Annotated in this window: 13 protein-coding genes and 1 CRISPR repeat array; of the genes, 7 read left to right on the top strand and 6 right to left on the bottom strand. The window is 35.9% G+C overall.

Translation table 11 applies throughout. From position 1 onward, the window contains the following. Positions 1–130 precede the first annotated feature (130 nt). Positions 131–1,801, bottom strand: coding sequence for an amidohydrolase (locus tag AC1RNE_RS00970; RefSeq protein WP_492799191.1), 1,671 nt, complete (start codon positions 1,799–1,801; stop codon positions 131–133). A 367-nt stretch (positions 1,802–2,168) separates the two neighbouring features. Between AC1RNE_RS00970 and AC1RNE_RS00965 the strand changes: the two genes are divergently transcribed. After that, positions 2,169–2,939, top strand: coding sequence for a DUF475 domain-containing protein (locus tag AC1RNE_RS00965; protein WP_492799190.1), 771 nt, complete (start codon positions 2,169–2,171; stop codon positions 2,937–2,939). Positions 2,940–3,046: 107 nt separating this feature from the next. Then, a CRISPR array of direct repeats spans positions 3,047–4,577; the repeat unit is 29 nt; unit sequence GTTTCAATTCCACTTGGTACGATTAAAAG. A gap of 268 nt (positions 4,578–4,845) precedes the next feature. Here the strand turns inward: AC1RNE_RS00965 and AC1RNE_RS00960 are convergent. From AC1RNE_RS00960 to AC1RNE_RS00950, 3 genes are all read right to left on the bottom strand, one after another. Continuing rightward, positions 4,846–6,168: a DEAD/DEAH box helicase gene (locus AC1RNE_RS00960; protein WP_492799189.1), complete on the bottom strand. Its 1,323-nt coding sequence runs from the start codon at positions 6,166–6,168 to the stop codon at positions 4,846–4,848. 274 nt (positions 6,169–6,442) lie between these two features. After that, positions 6,443–8,167 carry a GMC oxidoreductase gene (locus AC1RNE_RS00955; protein ID WP_492799188.1) on the bottom strand — a complete coding sequence of 575 codons (1,725 nt, stop codon included), beginning with the start codon at positions 8,165–8,167 and terminating at the stop codon, positions 6,443–6,445. A 55-nt stretch (positions 8,168–8,222) separates the two neighbouring features. Next, positions 8,223–8,771 carry a gluconate 2-dehydrogenase subunit 3 family protein gene (locus AC1RNE_RS00950; RefSeq protein ID WP_492799187.1) on the bottom strand — a complete coding sequence of 183 codons (549 nt, stop codon included), beginning with the start codon at positions 8,769–8,771 and terminating at the stop codon, positions 8,223–8,225. Between the two features lie 356 nt (positions 8,772–9,127). Between AC1RNE_RS00950 and AC1RNE_RS00945 the strand changes: the two genes are divergently transcribed. From AC1RNE_RS00945 to AC1RNE_RS00930, 4 genes are all read left to right on the top strand, one after another. Then, entirely contained in the window at positions 9,128–9,661 is a 534-nt protein-coding gene (locus AC1RNE_RS00945; RefSeq protein WP_323246884.1) for a 30S ribosomal protein S16, read from the top strand. Between the two features lie 107 nt (positions 9,662–9,768). After that, positions 9,769–10,332, top strand: coding sequence for a ribosome maturation factor RimM (rimM, locus tag AC1RNE_RS00940; RefSeq protein ID WP_492799186.1), 564 nt, complete (start codon positions 9,769–9,771; stop codon positions 10,330–10,332). A 16-nt stretch (positions 10,333–10,348) separates the two neighbouring features. Further along, positions 10,349–11,035: a tRNA (guanosine(37)-N1)-methyltransferase TrmD gene (gene trmD, locus AC1RNE_RS00935; RefSeq protein ID WP_492799185.1), complete on the top strand. Its 687-nt coding sequence runs from the start codon at positions 10,349–10,351 to the stop codon at positions 11,033–11,035. 449 nt (positions 11,036–11,484) lie between these two features. Further along, positions 11,485–12,480, top strand: coding sequence for a glycosyltransferase family 2 protein (locus AC1RNE_RS00930; protein WP_492799184.1), 996 nt, complete (start codon positions 11,485–11,487; stop codon positions 12,478–12,480). 73 nt (positions 12,481–12,553) lie between these two features. Here the strand turns inward: AC1RNE_RS00930 and AC1RNE_RS00925 are convergent, their stop codons facing one another. Both AC1RNE_RS00925 and AC1RNE_RS00920 read right to left on the bottom strand, forming a co-directional pair. Next, positions 12,554–13,468 (bottom strand): alpha/beta hydrolase, encoded by a 915-nt coding sequence (locus AC1RNE_RS00925; protein ID WP_492799183.1) that lies wholly within the window; start codon positions 13,466–13,468, stop codon positions 12,554–12,556. A gap of 59 nt (positions 13,469–13,527) precedes the next feature. Then, entirely contained in the window at positions 13,528–14,433 is a 906-nt protein-coding gene (locus AC1RNE_RS00920) for an EamA family transporter (protein ID WP_492799182.1), read from the bottom strand. A 67-nt stretch (positions 14,434–14,500) separates the two neighbouring features. On the opposite strand from AC1RNE_RS00920, the gene AC1RNE_RS00915 reads away from it, so the two are divergent. Next, a complete protein-coding gene (locus AC1RNE_RS00915) occupies positions 14,501–16,549 on the top strand; it encodes a S9 family peptidase (protein ID WP_492799181.1) in 2,049 nt (682 codons plus the stop codon). Between the two features lie 56 nt (positions 16,550–16,605). Then, entirely contained in the window at positions 16,606–19,032 is a 2,427-nt protein-coding gene (locus tag AC1RNE_RS00910; RefSeq protein WP_492799180.1) for a zinc-dependent metalloprotease, read from the top strand. The last annotated feature ends 95 nt before the right edge of the window (positions 19,033–19,127 follow it).

The following is a 19,127-nucleotide window of genomic DNA, read 5'->3' as shown; positions in this document are numbered from 1 at the left end:
CTAAATTTTTAAAAATATTATTTATAAAATAAAAATAGACGGCAGAAATAGCCGTCTATCTATGTTAAAACCCAAATTGATAAATCAAATTGTATCAAATAGGTTAAAATTATTTAATATTTTCTTCATTTTAATTTCCTCCACTCTTTATACTACTCTTGTTCTCTTCAGTTGGCGTTTTTCTGATAGTTGGATAGGTAATGCCTAGTTGTTCCATGTAGGTTTTATATTTCGATGGGTCGTAATATAATTTCTTCATTTCTGGTCTAAACTTAGCCATTATCTGCTGGTTGAGATTAATAGCAGGTTTATCGTTTGGTGAAATCAACGGTTCATATTTTACATCCTTCGTTTGCTCGTTTTTATAATAATCCCATGCTTTGGTTAACAAATCAGGTTTTACTAACATATCTAATAAAGTTAGCGCTTCTACTTTCGCTCCTGCCGTTACACCCTTGTGTGCAATCGGCGTAGCCATGCTAATAGCATTTGCCCAATGATGCCCTGGTAATCCAGGAATATTAGAAGGATAACGCAGTACAACCGTCGGCAAATTCCATGAAATATCAGCAATATCATCTGAACCACCACCCATACTTACCAAGACAGGCTCGATGGTAGTATCCACTTTCATCGCTAAACCTTTTTTCTCAGGAGATTTCAATTCAATTTGTAATGATTTAGCCAATAGTTGGTCTTCTTCGCTCCATTTAGGTAAACCTATTTTTTTAATATGTTCATAAACATTCTCGGCGATAGGTTTATTAAAGTGTCCGGGCCAAGCACTACCTAATACTTCGTAACTCATAGTAGTCCCTGTCATCATCGTTGCCCCTTTGGCAATTGCTACCCCTGCTTCATACAACTCCTTAATTTTCGGATACGTTCTTTCACGGAAATAATACCATACAGCCGCTTTGGAAGGCACTACGTTTGGTTGGTCTCCCCCATCCACAATGACATAATGTGAGCGTTGAGAAGGATATAAATGTTCTCTTTTGAAATTCCAACCAATATTCATTAGTTCAACAGCATCCAAAGCACTTTTACCTCTCCACGGCGCACCCGCTGCATGAGCAGCCTCCCCTTCAAAACTGAATTTTACAGAAACCAATCCATTATTACCCGCATCACCCCATTGTACGCCTAAATTATTAGCCACATGCGTAAATATACAAGCATCAATATCTTTGAAATGACCATCACGTACAAAAATAGCTTTCGTTCCTACTAATTCTTCTGCCACCCCCGGCCATAGCACTAATGTACCTGCTATTTTCTCACGCTCCATAATTTTTTTAATAACTAATGCAGCAGTGATATTAAGCGCCTGACCAGAATTATGTCCTTCGCCATGACCAGGGGCACCTTCAATAATTGGGTCGTGATAGGCTACGCCAGGTTTTTGAGATGCCTTCGGAATACAGTCAATATCAGAGCCTAACGCAATAACAGGCTTGCCACTCCCCCATTTAGCAATCCATGCCGTTGGAATCCCAGAAACACCTTTTTCGATGGTAAATCCTTCTTTTTCAAGAATGCTTGTTATATAATTTGAAGTTTCATATTCTTGGAAGCCAAGCTCGCCAAAACTGAAAATCATATCGACCATCTGTTGAGAAAATACTTGTTTTTTGTCGATTTCCTCTATAATCTCTTTTTGTAACTTTTCTATTTTCTTGGCATCAATCAATGTTGTTTCCAACTTAGTTGCTACTTTTTTGGACTGAGCAAATAGAGGAAATTGGCTGACCAAACACAACAAAAGAAGGTAAGATAAAAAGTAAGTGTTTTTTTTCATGTTATTGATATTAAGATAGTTTAGTTGAATGAATTGTATTATCTAATTTGTTCAAATTTTCATTTGAAACAAAATATGAACTTAGTTATTTATTGATAAAAAAGATAACACTTGTAAAAATAAGTACTCTTTTATCAGCATATTAAGTAATTATAGCTAGAAAAGAGAGATAATTTATCAAAACCATCTCCTAACAACTGCCTATTAATCTTTCTAAGCAATTGTTCTTTATTTACTAAATATCTGCCCTTATTCATTTACCATTCTTAATCCTATATAACCAACCAAATTAATATTCTTATCAGCCTTATCTTTTAGGCGTCAAAGTTTGTAACTTTGGCAATCTTTTGGACACTAAACAGTTTTTATGGATTTTTTGCATCAAATTTTTGGGAATGATTTAGGGGCAGCAGCCTTAATAGTTGGTAATTTAATATTGATAGAAAGTCTTCTTTCGGTGGATAATGCAGCGGTACTGGCAACAATGGTAATGGATTTATCGCCAGAGAAACGGAAAAAAGCCCTTAAATATGGTATTATTGGTGCGTATTTTTTCAGAGGTATTTGTCTTTTATTCGCCTCTTTTTTGGTAAAAGTTTGGTGGCTAAAGCCTATAGGCGGTTTATATCTATTGTATCTTACGTATGATTATTTCAAAAAAGAAACTACTCCCGCAGAAAGCGATGACTTGCTAGACAAAAAAAGTAATTGGTTTTATCGTATGACCTTAGGAGCATTAGGTCCTTTCTGGGCTACTGTTTTTTTGGTAGAAGTAATGGACTTAGCATTCTCTATCGACAATGTTTTTGCAGCCGTAGCCTTTACCGATAACCTATATCTAATCTGTATAGGAGTATTTATTGGTATTTTGGCGATGCGTTTTGTAGCACAAGCTTTTGTGAAGTTGATGGAAAAATATCCTTTCCTAGAAACAGCAGCGTTTTTAGTGATTGGCGTACTTGGTTTAAAATTAACCTTATCGTTATTAACCCATTTCTTACCAGAAAATCCGATTGCTAAATTCTTGGAAAGCGAAGAAGCAGATGCTTATATATCGTTGATTACAGTAGGAATTTTTGGCGTGCCTTTACTAACGTCTTATTTCTTTAATTATCCGCATCACGCTGGGAAGAAGTAATATTCTTTTCTATAACCAATGGAATAGTTTAACTGTTCCATTGGTTTATTTAATCAATTTTCTCCATTCAGATTATCTTCTACTTTTTTCTTTCCTTTCTTAGTCAAATTTCAATTCCACTTGGTACGATTAAAAGCAAGAGTTTCAGCAATTAGCTTATAACTCATTTAGAGTTTCAATTCCACTTGGTACGATTAAAAGTCTAATGACTTGATAAACTCTACTTGTTCGGTAACGTTTCAATTCCACTTGGTACGATTAAAAGCCTGAACTTAAAAAGTTTTTCATTTTGATTTTGACTCGTTTCAATTCCACTTGGTACGATTAAAAGATAAGCCTCCTGCACTGCTTTAAAATCCTTAATCTTGTTTCAATTCCACTTGGTACGATTAAAAGCCAGACATTGACCATTTTTTAACAAAGCAAAACTGTAGTTTCAATTCCACTTGGTACGATTAAAAGACGAAGCTGTATTGGATGGGTTAGACAGGTTGAAAACGTTTCAATTCCACTTGGTACGATTAAAAGTAGATAAATGGCTAAGAATGAATAAAAGTCCATTCGTTTCAATTCCACTTGGTACGATTAAAAGCAAAATACACCTTCGTCCCTGCCTTTAAATTCAAATAGTTTCAATTCCACTTGGTACGATTAAAAGCTTTGATTTGTGTCGTTGGTCGTTGGCTTATCGAATAGAAAGTAGTTTCAATTCCACTTGGTACGATTAAAAGAATGACCGCCGAATGTCTTTATGATTATTTAGTTAAGTTTCAATTCCACTTGGTACGATTAAAAGTGGACTATAATAATAATGTGATTTCGCTAAGTTAGTTTCAATTCCACTTGGTACGATTAAAAGAAGACTGCTGCATAAGCGGCCAATTCTGTAATCGTGTTTCAATTCCACTTGGTACGATTAAAAGACCGTCTTACCCGCCAATATAGTACTGTTAGTACTTGTTTCAATTCCACTTGGTACGATTAAAAGTTCGAAAAGAGTCTGCTTTGCGAATATTAGACATAAGTTTCAATTCCACTTGGTACGATTAAAAGTCTAGCAATCTCTAAGATTAATTCTTCATTCAGAAATGTTTCAATTCCACTTGGTACGATTAAAAGGTTGATCACTCATTTCGGTTCCGTGTGAGGATTCCTGGTTTCAATTCCACTTGGTACGATTAAAAGTCGACGGCTTAGAGCGTATCTTAACCGCCTCTACTACAGGTTTCAATTCCACTTGGTACGATTAAAAGCTGACATAAAGAAATGTATCTGACAGATTAAGCACGTTTCAATTCCACTTGGTACGATTAAAAGAAAACTCGCTTTGTTGTCATTGACTACCTTACCAAGTTTCAATTCCACTTGGTACGATTAAAAGAGTTAAAAGCAGAACCTCCAATTGAGGTTCTAAAAAGTTTCAATTCCACTTGGTACGATTAAAAGTGTAACGGTTCTTTGACGCTTTGTGACGGTTGTGAGTTTCAATTCCACTTGGTACGATTAAAAGGAATAAATAAATAGATTCTTTTCTATCTGTAGCATGTTTCAATTCCACTTGGTACGATTAAAAGATACCGCAGGTTTTGCGCTAAGTATCTGCATATTTGTTTCAATTCCACTTGGTACGATTAAAAGCCGTTTTAAAAATGGCTATTTTAGCTTAATTTAGCACTTTTTATCAATAAAATTTATACTTAAAATCGTCTACCTATAATAATAGTTTTTAACTAGTACATCGACGACCATTGATTATCAATTATTTGCTCTTGACATTCTATTTTATCAAAAAAAATATGTAAAATAAATCTATCATTTCTATAATCGACGATTATCGCCATTTATTTAAAACGCTCTTTATCTTACATATTTTCTATATAAACCTTTTGATGATTAATTCACCAATTTATTCCCTCTTCTTATAAGCCCTGCCATATTTCTTTTTCATTTCCGCGGCATGGTTTCTTCTTACGTTTACTTTGCTATTTTTCTCTGATTTTTCATGAAATGCCGCACCGCTTTCTTCTTTTTTGGGAGCTTTCACTTGAATGGTTTTCATCGTTACTCTTTCAGTCTCCGCAGGTAAAATTTTCGTTGATAATATTAATTCCTCTGGTAATTCTTGCTGAGGAATCAAATAATTCATCAGGTTTTCTATCTCTGAAAGATATTCTTTCTCTTTCTCAACAACAAACGATATAGCTATTCCTTTACGCTCTTTTCGCCCTGTTCTACCGATACGGTGGATATAGTTTTGGGGAGTTTCTGGTAAATCAAAATTTATTACATGGGTTACTTCTGCTACGTCTAACCCTCTGGCAATAATATCTGTAGCAATCAAAACTCTACACGCTCCAGATTGAAATTTATCTACACTATCAAAACGGTGCTTTTGGGCTTTATTAGAGTGAATTACTCCTACTGCTTCTCCATATACTGGACTAACCTCCTCAAATAGTACATCGGCTAAGTGTTTGGTTGAAACAAAGACTAATACTTTTGTCATTGTTTCGTCTTTAGCTAATAACAAATTCAAGAAATTCACTTTTGAGTAAAAGTTGGGTACTTCGTAATAAGATTGGCTAATATTTTCAAGAGGCGTACCTACAGGAGTAGCTTCTACCCTTACTGGACTATTGAAATAGTCTTCTATCAACTGCTCTACTTCTTCGTTGAGGGTAGCTGAAAAAAGTAAATTTTGTCTTCTTTGGGGCAATTTGCCAAAAACAATCTTTAACTGTGCTCTGAAACCTAAATTCAACATTTCGTCAAATTCATCAATCACTAATTTCTTGACTGCTTTACCTGAAAAGGCACCCACTGATATTAAATCTACTAATCTTCCCGGCGTTGCCACTAATATATCTGCTCCTTCTAACAATTCTGCTACTTGCAATTTTGTATTTACACCCCCATAAACGCCCAATACCTTAAAGCTCATGTAAGTCAATAACTTCTGAGCTTCTTCTACAATTTGTACTACCAACTCGCGAGTAGGCACAATGATTACTAATTGGGGGTCCTTTTCTTTTGAAAACTTTAACTGACGAAGGCATGGCAATAAATAGGCATACGTTTTTCCTGTTCCTGTTTGTGCTATTCCACAAACATCTTTCCCTGACATTACTACAGAAAAAACTTTTTCTTGGATAGCTGTTGGTGAAGTAAAGCCCAAATCCTCAAGGGCGTTAAGTAATTGTTTATTAAGATTTAATTCTTCGAAAGTCATGACTATAAATTGATTATTACTACAAAGGTAGCTTTTATCTTTCTGAAAGATAAATTAATAACCCATAATCGTCTGTTTATTAAGCAGATTAGTTTAGCTATCGGCTGTCAGGTTTCAGCTTTCGGAGGGGATATTAGTAATTAAGGGATAGATTTAAAGTAGTTGATAAATTAAGAATACTCAAAACAAAAAGTCCCCAGTTACTTAAAACTGAGGACTTTTAATCATTTTCTGAAAACTAAAACTTCGATTTACGAAGCCCGTTAGCTCATCATTATTTCAACTCACCTTTTTTCAACGCATCAACCGCATAAGCGGCTGCTCTTGCTGTTAAAGCCATGTAAGTAAGCGATGGGTTTACACATGAAGCCGAAGTCATAGCAGCACCGTCGGTCACAAATACGTTTTCTGCACCCCAAACTTGGTTATTTTTATTTAATACAGAGTTCTTAGCATCTGTTCCCATTCTAGCAGTTCCCATTTCATGGATACCGATTCCCAAGTGCTTAGTTTGGTCATCATAAGGAGTAACGTTTTTCAACCCTGCTTTTTCTAACATTTCTGCTGCATCGTTTTTCATATCGACACGCATTTTTAGTTCGTTGTCACCATAAGCTGCATCGAATACTAATAATGGCATTCCCCACTTATCTTTTTGGCTAGGGTCTAATGTCATTCTGTTTTCAGGATTTGGTATTACTTCACCAAAACCACCGATATTGAATGTCCATTTTCCTGGGTAACTCAATGCATCTTTAAAGTCTGCACCTAATCCTTCTTGACCAGCACCACGACCCCAATCTTCACGAGAAGCTCCGCCTTGGTAACCAAAACCACGTAAGTAATCACGTTTGTCAGTTCCCCAGTTGCGGTATCTTGGTATATATATACCATTAGCACGACGACCATAGTAATAGTCATCTTCTAAGCCTTCAAATTCGCCTCTTGCACCAACTGCCAAATGATGGTCCATGATGTTACGACCTAGCTGGTCTGACTCATTTCCTAATCCATTAGCATGACGTTGCGATTTTGAATTCAACATAATGCCTGTACTACCAAACGCAGAAGCATTCAAGAAAATAATTTTTGCAAAATATTCAATTGATTGTAATGTATTTTGGTCTACAATTCTTACCCCTATTGCTTTGCCTAATTTATCATCATAGATAACCTCTTGAACGATAGCATCTGGACGAAGTGTTAGATTGCCCGTTTTTACGGCTGCTGGAAGCGTTGAAGACTGCGTAGAGAAATATCCTCCGTAAGGACAGCCCATCATGCAACGGTTACGGAACTGACATTGAGAACGTCCTAAATCATAAGCAATTTTAGATTCTCCCGTTAAGTGTGCAGTACGCCCCATGATAAAGTGACGAGAAGAGAATTCTTTTTCAATTCTTTTCTTTAGCTCTTTCTCTAAAGCATTCATGTTCATGGCTGGCAAATAATGATCGCCATGCGGTAACACATCAATACCATCCTTATTACCACTAATCCCTGCAAATTTCTCTACGTGGTCGTACCAAGGAGCTAAATCTTTGTAACGAATTGGCCAATCGGTACCAATACCTTCTTTAGCATTTGCTTCAAAATCCTTTTCATTCAAACGATATGATTGACGACCCCACATCAGAGAGCGACCACCAACATGGTATCCACGAATCCAGTCGATTGGTTTTTTCTCAACAATTGGGTTTTCTTTATCATTTTCAAACATATCTCTCCAAGGCTCATTTACAGTATAACCCGTACGAACGCCGATGAAATGCTCTTCTGCAGATTTATTATCTACTCTACCACGGTGTTCAAATTCCCATGGCGCTTTAGTCGCATTCGGATAGTCTTGAATATGTTTAATATCACGCCCTCTTTCAAGCATGATTACTTTTAAGCCTTTTTCACACAATTCTTTGGCAGCCCAACCGCCAGATATTCCTGAGCCAACTACGATGGCATCGTAAGTATTTGCTTTATTTCCTGTTCCTGTAATTTCCACTGTGATATTGATTTGAAATTAATGAATTATTTGTGACATCTTTTCTAAAAAACAACTAGCTCATTGCCCAAGCTTTTTGTCCTTTTTCTAATTTAATGGGCTCATATTTACCCGGAACTTCCAAATAGGCTAGTGCTTTTGTCGCACCTGGCTCAGAAGTAAAGTATCCCAAAATCGTCAAATCCTTCATTGTTTTCCAAAACTCAGAGCGCTCTTTTGCTGAATCTTCTGCTTTAATCAACGCTAATTTTTGGGCTGGTGTTGCTTTTGAAAATTCAGTACCATTTGCTTTTTTAGAATCTTCATCTAATTTAGTTAAGCCTGCAAAAAAAGCTTTTTGTTGCTCTTCTTTATAACAGTCTTTCACCATCATCTGGATAAACTCTGGTACTTTAGCATCAATTGCTCCTGGTGTTTGTGTACGGGGTAAAATAATCTCAGCAATTTCAGATATCATTGCACTTTCCTCAGGCGAAAAACTTAGGGCTGTTGCTTCTGCCGAGCTGCTTGATTTACAGCCTTCCAAAACTGTTGCCAAAGTACTTGCCGAAAGGATTCCTCCCATCGCCAGAGCCATTTTGGCAATTGCGTCTCTTCTTTTCATGTATATTAATTTAAGTTTTGTTTATAATTCAGTATTGAACGTAAAATTACATTTATATTGCAAAAAATTGCATTATTATTTGCTAAACTACTTATCAGCCACCATGTAAATCAGTGCAGTGATAAATATTATGTTAAAACATTCAAATCAAAGTAAATTAAAAATAAATATATTAAAAATACAATTATTTATTTTTAATAAAATCGATTCTTAAGCCAATTGCATTCTTTTTAGGTATTCTAAAATATTTTGTCAATCAAATCATTGTTAAATCTTTAATTTTAACTATCTTTGCACTCCAATTTACAAATACCATAACCGAAGGACGGGTTCCTTCACTAAAACGTAAATAAAAAATGGCTGTTAAAATTAGATTAGCACGTCGTGGACGTAAAAAATTAGCGATGTATGACATCGTTATTGCTGACGCAAGAGCTCCACGTGACGGTAAATTCATTGAGAAAATCGGAACGTACAATCCAAACACAAACCCTGCTTCAATCAATTTGAACGAAGATAGCGCTTTGAAATGGGTTTTAAACGGTGCTCAACCAACAGATACTACTCGTGCAATTTTGTCATATAAAGGTATATTGTTGAAAAAACACTTGCAAGTGGGTGTTAACAAAGGTGCTATTTCTCAAGAAATTGCTGACTCTAAATTCAACGACTGGAAAACTAGCAAAGATTTAAAAATCACTGGTAAAACTGACGGTCTTGAAGCTACTAAAGCTGCTGATAAAGCTGCTCGTATGGCAAGAGAAACTGAAATTAATGCTGCTCGTGCTGCTGCAATTGCAAAGAAAAATACTGTTGAAGAAGAAGTTGTTGCAGAAGAAACTGAAGCTCCAGCAGCTGAAGGAGAAGCTACTACAGAATCTGCTGAGTAATTTTCCCAACGAAATTTCATTAAAAATGATACAAAACTCTTTTGATAAGCTGTTTTGTATCATTTTTTATTTTAACACATTTGTCCATTTTATCAAAGCAAAATCAAGTGTCAAGCCATAAAGTTGATGCTGAATATATACTAATGACTAAAGAAGATTGTTTTGAACTAGGGAAAATCACAAAAACGCACGGACTAAAAGGTGAAGTAATCCTTTGGCTGGATGTAGATTTTCCTGAAGATTATGAAGATTTAGAAAGCCTTTTCTTGGAAGTAAAAGGAGAATTAGTTCCTTATTTTATAGAATCATACCGACTATCGGGTAATCGTGCTATCGTGCATTTTGAAGATGTAGACTCTTTCGAAAAAGCAGAATTAATGATTAACCTACAGGCATTTTTGCCGTTAGAAGAACTACCAGAACTAGACAGCGACCAATTTTACTATCATGAAATCATTGGATTTCAGATAGTTGATAAAAATTTAGGAAATTTAGGCACAGTACAAACCGTACATTCAATGCAAGCACAAGACTTGTTGGTGATGGATTACAAAGGCAAAGAAGTGTTGATTCCAGTCATTGATGAAATTATATTGCAAGCGGAAAAAGAGCAAAAAATCCTTCATGTAAATTTACCAGAAGGTTTGTTAGAAGTGTATCTGGAAGATTAATTTCAAAAAACCTACCATGCGAATAGATATTATTTCTGTAGTACCAAAATTGATGGAAAGCTTTTTTGCTCATTCAATTTTAAAACGTGGACAAGAGGCTGGTCATGTAGAAGTTGTTTTACATGATTTAAGAGATTATTCTCTTTCAAAACAACGTCAAGTAGATGATTATGCTTTTGGTGGCGGTGCTGGCATGGTAATGAGCGTCGAGCCGATTGCGCGTTGTATCAGACATTTGCAAAGCGAAAGACATTATGATGAGGTGATTTACATGACGCCTGATGGTGAAACTTTCAACCAACAAACGGCTAACCAACTTTCGCTTCAAGGTAACCTGTTATTTCTTTGCGGGCATTATAAAGGTGTTGACCAAAGGGTTAGAGATATGTTTATCACCAAAGAAATTTCTATTGGTGATTATGTACTTTCTGGAGGCGAATTAGCAGCGGCGGTTTGTGCTGACGCTATTATCCGATTGATTCCTGGAGTATTGAATGATGAAACTTCTGCCTTGACTGATTCTTTTCAAGATAATCTTTTGGCACCACCAGTATATACTCGCCCTGCTGAATTTGAAGGCGTCGGCGTTCCTCCTGTCCTTTTATCTGGGCATGAAGCGAAAATAAATGAATGGAGATTCGACCAATCTATTGAACGAACTAAGACTAGAAGACCAGATTTGTACGCAAAAAGTGGTTTATAGCACAAAATATGAGCGGTTTTAGGGCTAGTTTTTGTCTAAATGATGAAAAGAGAGGCTAAAATCAAAAAAAATAAATATTTCTTACAAATAATTGTATTATATGTTTATTTATTTGGATTTTTTATTATTTTTGTAACGAAGAGAAAAACGAGAGGGTGAAGCAATTAAAATAGAAAAACAAAGACAATAACATTAAATAAAGTAAGGATTATATTTAGAAAGCCTGATGTCTGTGGCATCGGGCTTTTTTGTGTCCATTGGGTTTCAATGTCTCTATTAATACTTATTTCATTCCTTTAATCTTATCAAGTGGAATGGAAACATTATATTTGTATTCATTTTTTTGAATCTAGCCCATAAGCAAGCACTTTTGATTGATAAGATTAACAATTATCTAATCCCATTAATCAAAAATAATTTTATGAAAATTTTCAACAACCCAGTATCACATGGATGTTTCGATTATCATTATTAATTACAAGTCAGCAGAATTAACAGTCAATTGCATAAGCTCTATTAAAAAATTTACTCAGGATATTAGTTATGAAGTAGTGGTGGTGGATAATGATTCTCAGGACGCTTCAGAAAGTATTATTAAATCTGTTCATCCAGAAATTGTTTGGGTTGCTAGTAAATATAATTCGGGCTTTTCAAGAGGGAATAACCAAGGAATGTCCGTTGCTCAAGGTGATTATTATTTATTATTAAATGCAGATACGCTCTTATTCGATAACGCTATCTTTAAAGCGTGGCAGTTGCTTAAATCTCAACCAGAAGTTTCTGTCATTGGTGGTATTCAGGTTACGGCTGATTTAGTCAAAATGCCTTATTTCAGGAATAGGAATGAGTTTTTAAAATTCTTGATTATTGCTCCAAATTCCTTTCATAAATACTTAGAAAAATTATTTCCCGAACCTCAATTTCAAGACCCTAATCAATCAGAATTATGTTGTGGGGCTTTTATGCTGATTGCTCGCAAAACGATAGAAAAAGTAGGCAAAATGGATGAAGATTTCTTTATGTATGCCGAAGATTTTGAGTGGGCTGGTAGGCTAAGGAAAGTAGGAAAAATCTGTTGTTCGGAAGATATCAAATTCATTCACCTCGAAAAAGACTCGCCTTTTAGAAGAACTAATATTTCGCCCATCAACCGATTTGGTACGCAAATGCAAGTTTCTAATTTATTATGGATTCGGAAAGAGTATGGCGTAGGTTTTTATTTATTCCTTATTTTCCATTATGTAAGTCTGGCTATTTTCTTTTATGTTTGGAAAATATCTGTGAATATTTCTAAGCTTAGGAACCCATTTTTCGAATTGAGAAGTCAGAAAATATTTGCTTTAAAAACATTGGTCTTTCTAAAGTTTTTCTGGAAGACCATCTTCAAAATCAAAGGCTTTTATAAAATTAAGCCCAGCGATAATATTGATTTAATATTTCGCTAGGCTTAATTTAAATGATATTTTCAGCCGTGAACTAAAAAGAATAATATTAAAGTTTACGGCTGATTACTAAAAGCTATTTGCTAAGTAAACCCAACGAATCCATCCAGTTTTTTACATTATCCATCCATTTTTCTTTGGTGGTTTTATTGTTCAAACCAAATCCGTGGCCACCTTTAGGATAAATTACTAATTCAGCCAGTACCCCATTTTTTTGTAAGCCTTGATAAAACTCTAACGAGTTTCTAACAGGTACTGCTGTATCATCGCCAGCATGTACTAAAAAAGTAGGAGGTGTTTCAGCGGTAACATGTAATTCATTTGAATATTCATCAATCAAAGCTTGGTCTGCCGTTTTACCAATTAAATTGATTCTTGAACCTGCATGTCCAAAGTCTTTAAAAGTAATTACTGGGTATCCTAAAATCATAAAATCAGGACGAACAGAAACTTCACTTGTCACATCCCCTACTTGTTTATTAAAATGTGTTCCTGCCGTAGAAGCCAAGTGTCCACCAGCCGAAAAGCCCATTATGCCTATTTTGCTAGGGTTAATGCCATACTTTGCGGCATCTTTACGAACGGTTCTTAGTGCTTGCTGTGCATCTTGTAAGGGAGCAATTGATTTATCAACCTGAGCATCACTATTAGGCAATCTATATTTTAATACAAAAGCTGTTACCCCCATTTTATTAAATACACTCGCCACATCTGACCCTTCGTGGCTAGCAGCCAAAATACCATAGCCTCCTCCTGGACATATAATTACGGCAGTACCATTCGCTTTGTCTACATCAGCAGGATAGACGGTTAAGGTAGGAACGGTTACTTCTGATATTCTAAGCACACCGTTTTTATCAGTAACTGATTTTTGGGTATTTGGGACTTGTTTCGCATTGGGAACACCATCTGGATACAATGGCATTTCTTGTTGTGCTTGTGCGTACTTCATGCAACATAAAAAAGAAAATGTTAAAATGATTTTTTTCATACGATTGGTTTTGAAAGGTAAAAATTTGATAATGATGTTATGTATTTTTTGTAAAATCTTTATTTTTTGGCCGTTGTGATTAAAATTACAGCGGTAATAATTACCCCTCCAGCCAAAAGCATTAATGGATGTAGGCTTTCGCCTGCAAACAATGCCCCCAAAATCATAGCTACTAACGGATTGACATACGTATAGGTAGCGACTAAAGTTGGAGAGGTAACTTTGGATAACCAATTAAAAATTAGAAAAGCCAAACTAGACCCAAAAACTACTAAATAAATAAAAGATAAATATGCTTTTGGTTGGATATTGGCAATATCAAAATGACTAAATTCTCCTAGTGCTAAGCTAATAATCAAGGAAATAATACCGCCAGTCATCATCTGCATGCCTGAAATCTGAGAAGCGTGATAATCAAATATCTTTGCTTTTTTAACAATTACTACGCCAAGGTTCCATGCTAAAGTAGCTAGAAATAGGAATAAAACGCCTAACATATAATATTGTTCAAAGCCTTTTAGGGCTAATGTTTTCAAGCTCATCAGGATTCCTACACCAACAATACCCAACAATGCCCCAGCAATTACTTTAGGTTTAGGTTTTTCATGATTGAATATCCAAAGCAAAGAAACTAACATAACAGGCCCTAAGGCTGAAAATAAGGCTGAATAGCTTGAAGGCATCCATTTGGCGGCAATAGTGAATAATCCATTACCAAAGCATAGCATCAAAAAGCCAGTAAATAAGCAAGTGACCAACATTTTACGAGAGGGTTTCTGATACTTTTTACTAACGATAGAAAAAAGAAAAAGTATAGTACCAGCAATTAGATTTCTAAAACCAGAGGCCATCATCGATGGAACGGTTTCTACAACAAACCGCAATGCTAGATAAGTAGAACCCCAAACTAAGTAAAGCGTAATTAGTCCTGCCCAAATTTTAAGTCGTTGATTTTGATTATTCATGACACAAAATTGGCGTTTTTTTACGATATTTAAACTGTAAAAACAAACTATTCATCAATCAACCTCCATGAAAAAGAATGTCATTATTTTACTTTTACTCTCTCTGAGTACATTTGCTCAAAAAAATAGTAGTTTAAAGTTTGAAGATTACCTGTCTTTACGAAATGTAACAAATCCTGTTATTTCACCTGATGGAAAAAATGTTGTTTTTTCGGTTACGACAGTAGACTGGAAAGAGAATAATTATGACACAGAGTTATGGTTATCTAAAAACAAGCAAACGCCCTTTCAATTAACCAGAACAGTAAAAGGGAATAGTGTAGCTGCTAGTTGGTCACCAGATAGTAAATGGATTGCTTTTTTAGCAGACAGAGGCGATAAAAATCAAATTTATGTCATCAGAGCTGACGGTGGAGAAGCCCAACAAATAACCAAAGAAGACGAAGGAATTAATAGCTTTAGTTGGTCGCCAGATGGTAAAACTTTGGCGATTTCTATCACCGAAAAAGATTCTAAAAGCCTGAAATCCAAGAAAGAACGTTATGGAGGCTTTGAGGTAGATGATGAAGAATTTAAGCTTTCGCACTTATGGTTGGTAGATTTTTCAACAGATTTGTTTCCGTCGCCCAACGAAAAACCTTGCTATGATTCAAAAGATTCGACTAAAGCTTGTATTACTTTACCTAAACCTCGTAGGCTGACCCAAGGTGATTTTACGGTTACTTATTTCAAATGGTCACCAGATGGCACTAAGATTGTTTTTGTTCATCAACCTAATCCGCTCATTCAATCAAGTGCTTATTCTGATGTTTCATATTTAGACATTTTATCTAAGAAGAGTACACTATTAGTCAACAATACAGGAGGTGATTTTTTTGAAGCTTGGTCGCAAGACTCAAAAAGTATTTTATATACTACTTCATTGAATGATACAACTTCAAATTATTATAAAAATCCTAAAACTTTCAGCATCGATTTAGTTTCAAAAAAGACGAAACAGTGGGTGAGTGATTTTGATGAAGATATTAATATATTAGAGTGGACGAATGAGGGCGTGTATTTTACAGCTTCGCAAAGAACTAAAATGAAATTGTTTTTGGCGGATAATATCACAGGAAAAGTAAAAGAAATTCAGGCTAAATTTGATTTGATAGCTAGTCCAAGTTTTTCAAAAGATGCTAAACAAGTTGCCTTTTTAGGCAGAAATTATGATAGCCTTTTTGATATACAACTTGGAGAAATAACTGATTTAAAGTTTACAGCGATAACCAATATGAATACTCAGATTGCTAGTTGGCAAACGGCTAGTAGTGAAGTAATAAAATGGAAAAGTAAAGACGGGGCAGAGATTGAAGGTGTTTTGCATAAACCCAAAAATTATGACCCTAACAAGAAATATCCTTTATTAGTATTGATTCATGGTGGTCCAACGGGCGTGGATGTGCCTACACCAACACCGGGTGGAAGCGTGTATCCTATTTTACAATTTCTGGAAAAAGGCGCTTTAGTACTTCGTCCTAATTATCGAGGTTCGGCTGGGTATGGCGAAGCTTTTCGTTCTTTAAATGTTAGAAATTTGGGTGTTGGCGATATGTGGGATGTAATGTCGGGTGTAGATTATTTAAAAAGCAAAGGCATTGTTGATACCACTCGGATGGGCTCAATGGGTTGGAGCCAAGGTGGATATATCTCCGCATTTTTAACAACTAATACCAATGTATTCAAAGCCATTTCGGTAGGTGCTGGTATATCGAACTGGGTAACGTATTATGTCAGTACAGACATCCATCCTTTTACCAGACAATATCTACAATCAACCCCTTGGAGCGATAAAGACGTTTACTTAAAGACGTCTCCGATGACAAACATCAATCATGCTAGTACTCCAACACTTATTCAGCATGGAGAATTAGATAGAAGAGTACCTATTTCAAATGCTTATGAGTTATTACAGGGTCTTCAAGATAGAGGTATTCCTTCAAAACTGATTGTTTACAAAGGTTTCGGACACGGAATTACTAAACCCAAAGAACGCCTGGCGGCGATGTGGCATAACTGGATTTGGTTTAACAAATACATCTGGAAAGAGGCAGTAGAAATGCCTTTAGATAAATAAAAGCTTTTATATTATTTACTCACTTAATTTAATTTTCATCAACTTATTACAATTCAATGAAAAAACTATTTTCCCTCACTTTATTGTTAATTTTCTTTCAAAGTTATGCGCAGAAATTGCCCACGATTGCTGAAAAAACGGCTTCCTTCAAAAAATATGAAGGCTTTATGAACTATTGGTGGGATGAAGACAATGGCAAAATTTGGCTTGAAGTCGCTAATCTCAATCAAGAGTTTCTATACATTACTTCACTTCCTGCGGGTTTGGGTTCAAATGACATTGGACTAGACCGTGGACTTCTAGGCGATGAAAAAGTGGTATTTTTCAACAAAGTAGGTAGAAAGATTTTATTAATTCAGCCTAATTTAAAGTATCGTGCTATCACAAACGATGCCAATGAGAAACGTGCTGTTATGCAATCTTTCGCACAGTCTACTATTGCAGGTTTTACCGTTGAAGCGGAGGAAAATGACAAATACTTAGTTGACATCACCGACTTGCTAATGCAGGATGCCATGGGTGTAACAGACCGTATTAAAGGCATGGGCGAAGGTTCTTATTCATTAGATAAGTCTCGTTCAGCCATGTATTTTGAACGTACTAAAAACTTTCCTCAAAACTCTGAATTTGAAGTAAGTCTGACATTTACTGGCGGAAGTGATGCAGGCAGATTTGTCAGATCAGTTACACCTTCGTCTGATGCTATTACGTTAAGAATGCATCACGGTTTTGTACAATTACCAGATAATCAGTTTGAAAAAAGAGAATTCGACCCACGTTCAAGCTTCAATGCTATTTCGTATTTCGACTATTCGACTCCAGTTAGCGAACCTGTTGAGAAATACTATACTGTGAGACATCGCCTAAAGAAAAAAGACCCTAATGCTAAGGTATCTGAAGCGGTAAAACCCATTATTTATTATTTAGACAATGGTACCCCTGAACCTATTCGTTCGGCTTTGATGGAAGGGACGTCTTGGTGGAATCAGGCTTTTGAAGCTGCTGGTTATAAAAATGCTTTTCAAGTAAAACTATTGCCAGATGACGCCGACCCAATGGATGTTCGTTATAATGTTATCAACTGGGTACATCGCTCTACCCGTGGCTGGTCGTATGGTGCTTCTGTGATTGACCCACGTACCGGCGAAATTCTGAAAGGGCATGTTACTTTGGGTTCTTTGCGTGTTCGTCAAGATTACCTCATTGCGCAAGGCTTACTTTCTCCTTTTGAAAATGGCAAAAAATTAGACCCTGAAAAAGACCCGATGTTAAAAATGGCTTTGGCTCGTCTCAGACAATTAGCGGCTCATGAAGTGGGTCATACGTTGGGTATCATGCACAACTATTCTGCAAGTACAAATGAACGTGCTTCGGTAATGGACTATCCGCATCCAAGAGTAACCTTGAATGCCAAAGGAGATATTGATATGTCTGATGCTTATGCTGTGGGTATTGGGGCATGGGATAAAGCATCTATTGCTTTCGGTTATCAAGATTTCCCTAAAGGAACTGATGAAAAAGCAGGTTTAAACAAGATTTTGCAAGAAGCTAGAAATAAAGGTTTATTGTTTTTAACTGACCAAGATGCTCGTCCAGCAGGTGCAGTAAGTCCGAATGCTCATTTATGGGACGAAGGCAAAGACCCTATTGAAGGGTTGACAACACTATTGAAAGTAAGAGAAAAAGCGTTAAGCAATTTTGGTGAAAAGACTATCCGTGAAGGAGTGCCGATGGCCTTTTTAGAAGATGCATTAGTACCAGTTTACAATTTACATCGTTATCAAATAGAAGCCGTTGCTAAAATCGTAGGTGGGGTAGATTATCGTTATGCTTTGCGTGGCGACGGACAAACGCCGACTATTTTAGTTTCAAAAGAAACACAACAAAAAGCCTTGACTGCGGCGATTAAATGTTTAAGCCCAGAAGTATTGACACTTTCAGAAAACATTATCAAATTGATTCCTCCTCGTCCAGCTGGATATAATGCTTCGAGAGAATTGTTTAAAAAGAGAACAGGATTAGCATTTGATGCTTTAGCAGCGGCAGAAGCTGCGGCAGATTTTCCTTTACAGTTCTTGTTACATCCAGAACGTGCATCAAGAATGATAGAATATGCTTCTCGTAGTGAAGGTTTAACTTTAGATGATTTAACTAGCCAATTAATAGAAGGAACATTTAAAGCCCCACGTCAGAAAGGTTTAGCTCTTGAAGTACAGTATCAAACAGAGCAAATTTTATTGACACATTTATTAGCTTTGAGTGTAAATGAAAAAGCTAGCTATCAGGTGAAGGCATTGATTGCTAAAAATCTAAAAGACTTAAAGGCTTATATAGAAGAAAGTAAAAAGACGGCAAAAGATTCAGGATATTTAGCACATTTAGATTATGCGTTAGAACGTATGAAAAGTCCATCGGCTGCCAAAATAGCTGTTCACAAAGAGTTACCTCCAGGTGCACCGATTGGTTGTGAAGATGAATTTTAAGTAAGGTTTATAAGCAGATTAGTCAACTTTTGGAAAGTTGACTAATCTATTGTCCGATTGATGTCAGCAGTAATACGAATAATAATTTTCATTAT

Source organism: Arcicella sp. GW822-FHT02H01 (assembly GCF_058802005.1).
Note: the sequence above shows the minus strand (reverse complement) of the source record. Positions and strands in the feature narration are given on the sequence as shown.

Bases quoted from the DNA above. Each gene is read 5' to 3' on its own strand.
- AC1RNE_RS00970 (WP_492799191.1), bottom strand. From the start codon at position 1,801: ATGAAAAAAAACACTTACTTTTTATCTTACCTTCTTTTGTTGTGTTTG.
- AC1RNE_RS00965 (WP_492799190.1), top strand. From the start codon at position 2,169: ATGGATTTTTTGCATCAAATTTTTGGGAATGATTTAGGGGCAGCAGCC.
- AC1RNE_RS00960 (WP_492799189.1), bottom strand. From the start codon at position 6,168: ATGACTTTCGAAGAATTAAATCTTAATAAACAATTACTTAACGCCCTT.
- AC1RNE_RS00950 (WP_492799187.1), bottom strand. From the start codon at position 8,771: ATGAAAAGAAGAGACGCAATTGCCAAAATGGCTCTGGCGATGGGAGGA.
- AC1RNE_RS00945 (WP_323246884.1), top strand. From the start codon at position 9,128: ATGGCTGTTAAAATTAGATTAGCACGTCGTGGACGTAAAAAATTAGCG.
- trmD (WP_492799185.1), top strand. From the start codon at position 10,349: ATGCGAATAGATATTATTTCTGTAGTACCAAAATTGATGGAAAGCTTT.
- AC1RNE_RS00930 (WP_492799184.1), top strand. From the start codon at position 11,485: ATGGATGTTTCGATTATCATTATTAATTACAAGTCAGCAGAATTAACA.
- AC1RNE_RS00925 (WP_492799183.1), bottom strand. From the start codon at position 13,468: ATGAAAAAAATCATTTTAACATTTTCTTTTTTATGTTGCATGAAGTAC.
- AC1RNE_RS00920 (WP_492799182.1), bottom strand. From the start codon at position 14,433: ATGAATAATCAAAATCAACGACTTAAAATTTGGGCAGGACTAATTACG.
- AC1RNE_RS00915 (WP_492799181.1), top strand. From the start codon at position 14,501: ATGAAAAAGAATGTCATTATTTTACTTTTACTCTCTCTGAGTACATTT.
- AC1RNE_RS00910 (WP_492799180.1), top strand. From the start codon at position 16,606: ATGAAAAAACTATTTTCCCTCACTTTATTGTTAATTTTCTTTCAAAGT.